The sequence below is a fragment of the Gordonia sp. UBA7599 genome (genome assembly GCA_002477755.1).
In the GTDB taxonomy this organism is placed as follows: Bacteria; Actinomycetota; Actinomycetes; order Mycobacteriales; family Mycobacteriaceae; genus Gordonia.
In genome coordinates, this window is sequence record DLKD01000153.1 from 1 (window position 1) to 5,967 (window position 5,967).

Consider the following 5,967-nt stretch of genomic DNA (forward strand, 5'->3'; position numbering starts at 1 on the left):
CTGCGACTTCAACACCTACACCGCCGGTGAACTGGGCTCATCGTCGTCGCCTCAGTCGTGGTTGGAGGCGGTGCGCCAGGAGCTCGACGGTGCGGCCTCGCTCTTGGGTGGACGGCCGGTGTCGACGGTGTTCGTCGGTGGCGGAACCCCGTCACTGCTCGGTGGGGATGGGCTAGCCGCGCTCCTCGACGCTGTAGGCACTTCCTTTGACCTGCTGCCGAATGCCGAGGTCACCACCGAGTCGAACCCCGAGTCGACCTCCCCGCAGTTCTTCGCGCGTATCCGTGAGGCCGGGTACACGCGGGTGTCGCTGGGAATGCAGTCGGCCTCGGCGCACGTACTGGCAGTCCTGGAGCGCACACACACGCCGGGGCGAGCGGCGGCTGCAGCCCGGGAGGCGGCCGAGGCCGGCTTCGACCATGTGAACCTCGACGTCATCTACGGCACCCCGGGCGAGTCCGACGCCGATCTCGACGCCACGCTCGACGCGGTACTCGCCGCACCGGTCGACCACGTCTCGGCGTACGCACTCATCGTCGAGGATGGCACCGCGTTCGCCCGCAAAGTGCGCCGCGGGGAGTTGGCCGAGCCCGACGACGACGTCTTGGCGGCGCGCTACGAGCGCATTGACGAGCGGCTGTCGGCAGCGGGTCTGCAGTGGTACGAGGTGTCGAACTGGGCACGCGGCGACGACGGCGCATGCCGGCACAACGAGGCGTATTGGCGCAGCGACGACTGGTGGGGGATCGGGCCGGGGGCGCACTCCCACGTCGCCGGCGCGCGTTGGTGGAACCGCAAGCACCCCGCGAGGTACGCCGCAGAGTTGGCCGAGGGGAACTGGCCCGGCCAGGACTGGGAGGGGCTGACCGAACAAGACCGGCACGCCGAAACCGTCATGTTGCGGCTGCGGATGCGTACGGGACTGTCCGAGGTCGAACTCAACGACGGCGAGCGCAGCCGAGCTCAGCAGGCTGTGCGGTCAGGGCTGCTCGACGCCGTCGGCGGATCGTTCGTGCTCACCGACCGGGGGCGGCTCCTCGCCGACGGTGTGGTCCGGGACATCCTCTCCGGCTGATTTATCGACCGGGGGTATCTGTCACTCCTGATAACTGTCGTAACTCCTGTCAAATGGTGTCACTTCGATAACAGGACCGTCGCGAGCGGTAACAGGTTCACTGCGGGTCGGTCTCCAATGCGGATTCGGGCAAATCTGCGCGTTAGGTTGAAGCAGCTTCACCAATCGTGTGAGGGAATTCACAGGAGGAATCATGAAACGTCGACTTTCCGTCGGATTTGCTGTCGTTGCCGGCGCATTGGCCATCGGCGCAGCCGCCGCCCCCGCAGCTAGCGCGGCACCCGAGCCGACTCCGGTCCTCACCGAGGGCTCCATGAACATCTGTCTGTTCGACATGTCGGTCCTTTCGGCCGACTTCAAGTTCTGCTTCTAGAGGACAGACCCGGCACCTGACTGAGCGGCTGGCCCGGTTCGCCGTCGGCTGTGCGATTCGCACTTCGCCGACACGGCGACCGCGCCAGCCGCTGGTGTCTGTCTGGCTCCGGTACCCTCGGAATTGGTTGCAGATCGGCAATCCAATGAGGAGGAATCATGAAGCTTCGGCACTCAGTAGCAGTCGCTCTGGCCGGTGGTGCGTTGGCCGTCAGTGCCCTCGCCGCCCCCGCGGCAATCGCCGCCCCCGAGCCGGCCGCCACGCCTCCGGCTACCACGGTGGGCTCGCTCAACTACTGCATCTTCGACATCACCGTTCTCGGGGTGAACCTCAAGCTCTGCGCTTGATGACACGCCCGGCGCGTCTTTTCGCGCCTCAATGATCCGCGCGCGCCTACCCTGATGGATGCAAGATCAACAATCCCGGCATTCACTCAGGAGGAAATCATGAAGCGTGGAATCTCTGCTCTTGTTGCTGCCGCGGGTTGCGCCCTCGCAATCAGCGCCGTCGCAGCCCCGACGGCGATCGCAGCAACGGAATCGAACCCGCAGCTCGCCAAGGGCTCGATCGTCATCTGCATTCCGATTCCGACGCCGGGCTCGGCGGTAATCAACTGGTGCCCGATCACCTAATCGCGTACACCCACGGAACCCGTCGGCCAATGGTGTCGGCGGGTTTCGTGGTCTGTGCGGTCAGGGGGCGCGGTGGCGCGCCGCGGCGGGCCGACTATCGGCCTCGGCCACCTGCTGATCGATCGATGGTGCGCCGGGCGTGAGGTCGACCGCGTCGAGGTCGAGAAGTCGGGCATGGATGATCGGCCGGTTCCGCAGGGCGCTGCGCACGGCCCGGTGCAGGCCGTCCTCCAGGTAGATCTCGCCCTTCCACTTCACGACGTGGGAGAACAGATCCCCGTAGAAAGTGGAGTCCTCCGATAGGAGCTTGTCCAGCGCCAGAACCGTCGTCACCGTCGTGAGCTGGTCGAGCCGGAACTGCCGGGGCGGGATCGTAGCCCAACTGCGGGGCGAAAGCCGGTGCTCGGGATAGGGCTTCCCGTCACGCACCGCCTTGAAGATCATCGCCCCACCGATCGCCTGGAAGTTACGCCTAGAATGGGCGTCGTACGCAGACCATAGTGCACGTGCGAGGTGCCTGCGCGAGGACAAACGGCTCGGAGGAGGACGCGAAGTGACGTCGACGGACGACCGCCGCTTTGACGTCCTGCGCGCCATCGTCACCGACTACGTTGCCACCCAGGAGCCGATCGGCTCGAAGGCCCTCGTCGAGCGCCACCAACTCGGCGTTTCCAGTGCCACGGTCCGCAACGATATGGCCGTGCTGGAGGCCGAGGGATACATCGCCCAGCCCCACACGAGTTCCGGACGAGTCCCCACCGACAAGGGATATCGCCTTTTCGTCGATCGGATCAGCGAGGTCAAGCCGCTGTCGAAGGCCGAGCGCCGCGCGATCATGTCGGTCCTCGATTCCAGCGTCGATCTCGACGACGTGCTGCGGCGATCGGTCCGACTCCTCGCCGAGCTGACCCGCCAGGTCGCGGTCATCCAGTACCCGGTGCTGTCGACGGCGACAGTGCGCCACGTCGAGTTGGTGGCGCTGACACCGTCGCGACTGCTGCTCGTCGTGATCACCGACAGTGGCCGCGTCGAACAACGCATGGTCGCGCTGAGCCGCGACGTCTCCGACGACGACGTGGTGACGCTGCGCGACATCTTCGCCGGGGCCCTCGACGGGAAGCGGCTCGTCGACGCGTCAGCGGCCGTCGCCGACGTCGCCAATGCCGCTCCCGACACCATCTCCGACATCGTCCTCGCCATTGCCGCGGTACTGGTGGAGACGCTTGTGGAGCGTGAGGCCGACCGGCTCGTGCTCGGCGGTACCTCGAACCTGGCCAGGGCCGCGGCCGATTTCTCCCCCGACAGCGGGGGCATGGACTCGGTGCTGGAAGCACTCGAGGAACAAGTCGTGGTGCTCAAGCTGTTGACACGGACGCGGCGCACCGGCGGCGTCACCGTGCAGATCGGTCACGAGACGAAGTCGGACAATCTGCGGGGTGCATCGGTGGTCTCGACCGCGTACGGTGCCAGCGGAACCGTTTTCGGCAGTGTCGGCGTCCTCGGCCCCACGAGGATGGACTACCCGAACACCATCGCGTCGGTGGCCGCGGTGGCCAAGTACGTTGGAGAGGTTCTGGCTGAGCGCTGAGCCCCCTGACCAGGAGAGCGTCGGCGCCGCCGGTACCAGAAATCGATTGAGGATAGAAGCAGCAAGTGGCACGTGATTACTACGGCATCCTGGGCGTGAGCCGGGGGGCGGACGACCAGGAGATCAAGCGCGCATACCGCCGACTGGCGCGTGAGCTCCACCCGGATCTGAACCCCGATGAAGAGGACCGGTTCAAGGAGGTCACCACCGCCTACGAGGTGCTCAGCGACCCCAACAAGCGACGCATCGTCGACGCCGGTGGCGACCCGCTGGCCGGTCCCGGGTCCGGCGGCTTCGGCGGCGGCGGACTCGGTGACATCTTCGAGCAGTTCTTCGGCGGCGGCACCTTCGGCGGCGGTGGGCGCGGGCCCCGCAGCCGCGTCCAGCCGGGGGAGCCGGCGCTGGTCCACGTGACCCTCGACCTGGCCGAATGCGCCTCTGGGGTCAACAAGGAGATCACGGTCGACACCGCGATCCTGTGCGACGGATGTGTCGGTGCGGGCACCAACGGCAACTCCAAGCCGGTGGCCTGCGACACCTGCCACGGGGCCGGTGAGATCCAGGCCGTGCAACGCTCATTCCTCGGTCAGGTCATGACCGTCCGGCCGTGCCCGACCTGCGGCGGGACCGGTGAGGTCATCCCCGATCCGTGTCACAAGTGCGGTGGCGACGGACGCGTGCGCACACGGCGCACCGTCACCGTCAAGATCCCGGCAGGCGTCGAGACGGGCATGCGGGTGCGGTTGTCCGGGCAGGGCGAAGTCGGTCCCGGCGGCGGTGCGGCCGGCGATCTCTACGTGGAGATCCGGGAGCAACGCCACGAGGTCTTCGTCCGCGACAAAGAAGACCTCCACGTGACCGTCAACGTGCCGTTCGCCGATGCCGCGCTCGGTGGTGCGCTGACGATCGACGGCATCCTCGACGGTGAGAGCATCGACATCACTGTGCCCGCGGGCACCCAGCCGGGTCAGATCGTGACCATCCGCGGCCACGGCATGCCGCGCGTCAACAGCGGCGTGCGCGGCAACCTGCACGCCCACTTGGAGGTGAGCGTGCCGACCAAACTGGACCCGCGAGCCGTGGAGCTGCTCAACTCCTACCGCGATCATTCCGGCGACACCATCGAGTTGGCGTCGGCGACCTCCACCGGAACCAGCAGCGGGTTGTTCTCGCGCCTGCGCAACGCGTTTGCCGGACGCTGAGACGGCGGGCGGACACACGATGAGCCCCCCGCTGTTCTGGGTCGACGAGGCGCCGGGCGCGGGCTCGGTGGCCGAACTGTCCGGCCCGGAGGGGCGCCACGCCGTCACCGTCACCCGGATCGGCGTGGGGGAGCACATCGCTCTCGGCGACGGCCGCGGAGCGTCGGCGCTCTGCGAGGTCACTGCGACCAGGGGCAAGGACGCGCTGACTGCCCGCGCGCTGGAGTACCGATTCGTCGATCGACCGAAACCGCTGGTCACCGTCGTGCAGGCGCTACCCAAGTCTGAGCGGTCCGAGCTCGTCGTCGAGCTGGCGACCGAGGCAGGCGCCGACGTAATCGTGCCGTGGCAGAGTTCCCGCACCGTGGCGCGTTGGACGGGATCGAAGGCGGCCAAGGGAGTGGACAAGTGGCGCGCGACGGCGGCAACGGCAGCCAAGCAGAGCCGTCGGGCGTGGATTCCCGAGGTCACGGATCTGGCATCGACGACCGATGTGCGCGCGCACTGCGCCGCCGTCGTCGATGAGGGCGGTGTGGTGCTTGCTCTGCATGAAAGTGGGAGCGAATCCTTCCGGAGCCTGCCATACGCAGTGGCACCGCACGTGTTGCTGGTCGTCGGACCCGAGGGCGGGCTGTCGGAGGAAGAACTCACCGATCTCGCCGCCCTGGGCGCCCACACCGTGGTTCTGGGGCCGCAGGTGCTGCGCACGTCGACCGCGGCCGCTGTCGCACTGGGAGCACTCGGGGTCCTCACCAACCGGTGGGAGCGCGATCGGGGCCGGCCCTGAAGCGGCACCGGATCGCCTACGGCGACGCCGAGTCGCAATTCGGGCACCTTTACGAGCCGGTCACCGCGGGCGAGCGGGTTCCGTTGGTCGTCCTCATCCACGGCGGGTTCTTCTCCACGCGCTTCGCCTTGACCATCGAAACGGCGATCGCCCGGCTGCTGGCGCAGCGCGGTGCGGCGGTGTGGAACATCGAGTACCGCCGCGTCGAGGAGGCCGGTGGCGGTTGGCCGGGCACCGGCGGCGATTCGATTGCCGCACTCCGCGCCCTCGACGACGTGGTGCCAGCGGCGCTGCCCGCCGACCTGGCCGG

7 protein-coding genes and 2 pseudogenes are annotated in these 5,967 nt (G+C 67.7%); 8 read left to right on the forward strand and 1 reads right to left on the reverse strand.

Annotation, left to right across the window (positions count from 1 at the left end; translation table 11 throughout):
• The 4 genes from hemW to B4L26_RS17770 form a co-directional block, all read left to right on the forward strand.
• A partial coding sequence (hemW, locus tag B4L26_RS17755) for a radical SAM family heme chaperone HemW (RefSeq protein WP_290721032.1) occupies positions 1-1,075 on the forward strand: 1,075 nt, incomplete at its 5' end.
• A gap of 193 nt (positions 1,076-1,268) precedes the next feature.
• Entirely contained in the window at positions 1,269-1,448 is a 180-nt protein-coding gene (locus tag B4L26_RS17760; RefSeq protein WP_290721035.1) for a hypothetical protein, read from the forward strand.
• Between the two features lie 158 nt (positions 1,449-1,606).
• Positions 1,607-1,795 (forward strand): hypothetical protein, encoded by a 189-nt coding sequence (locus B4L26_RS17765; RefSeq protein ID WP_290721037.1) that lies wholly within the window; start codon positions 1,607-1,609, stop codon positions 1,793-1,795.
• A 99-nt stretch (positions 1,796-1,894) separates the two neighbouring features.
• Positions 1,895-2,080 (forward strand): hypothetical protein, encoded by a 186-nt coding sequence (locus tag B4L26_RS17770; RefSeq protein WP_290721039.1) that lies wholly within the window; start codon positions 1,895-1,897, stop codon positions 2,078-2,080.
• 84 nt (positions 2,081-2,164) lie between these two features.
• Here the strand turns inward: B4L26_RS17770 and B4L26_RS17775 are convergent.
• Positions 2,165-2,524: pseudogene (locus tag B4L26_RS17775) on the reverse strand (type II toxin-antitoxin system VapB family antitoxin); the annotation flags it as partial.
• 109 nt (positions 2,525-2,633) lie between these two features.
• Between B4L26_RS17775 and hrcA the strand changes: the two are divergent.
• The 4 genes and pseudogenes from hrcA to B4L26_RS17795 form a co-directional block, all read left to right on the forward strand.
• Positions 2,634-3,668, forward strand: a complete 1,035-nt coding sequence (hrcA, locus tag B4L26_RS17780) for a heat-inducible transcriptional repressor HrcA (RefSeq protein ID WP_290721040.1) — start codon at positions 2,634-2,636, stop codon at positions 3,666-3,668.
• A gap of 65 nt (positions 3,669-3,733) precedes the next feature.
• Complete coding sequence (gene dnaJ, locus B4L26_RS17785; RefSeq protein WP_290721043.1) at positions 3,734-4,870, forward strand: molecular chaperone DnaJ; 1,137 nt, start codon at positions 3,734-3,736, stop codon at positions 4,868-4,870.
• Positions 4,871-4,889: 19 nt separating this feature from the next.
• Entirely contained in the window at positions 4,890-5,657 is a 768-nt protein-coding gene (locus B4L26_RS17790; protein WP_290721046.1) for a 16S rRNA (uracil(1498)-N(3))-methyltransferase, read from the forward strand.
• A pseudogene (locus B4L26_RS17795) lies at positions 5,654-5,967 on the forward strand (alpha/beta hydrolase); the annotation flags it as partial. The gene B4L26_RS17790 and the pseudogene B4L26_RS17795, both read left to right, overlap by 4 nt.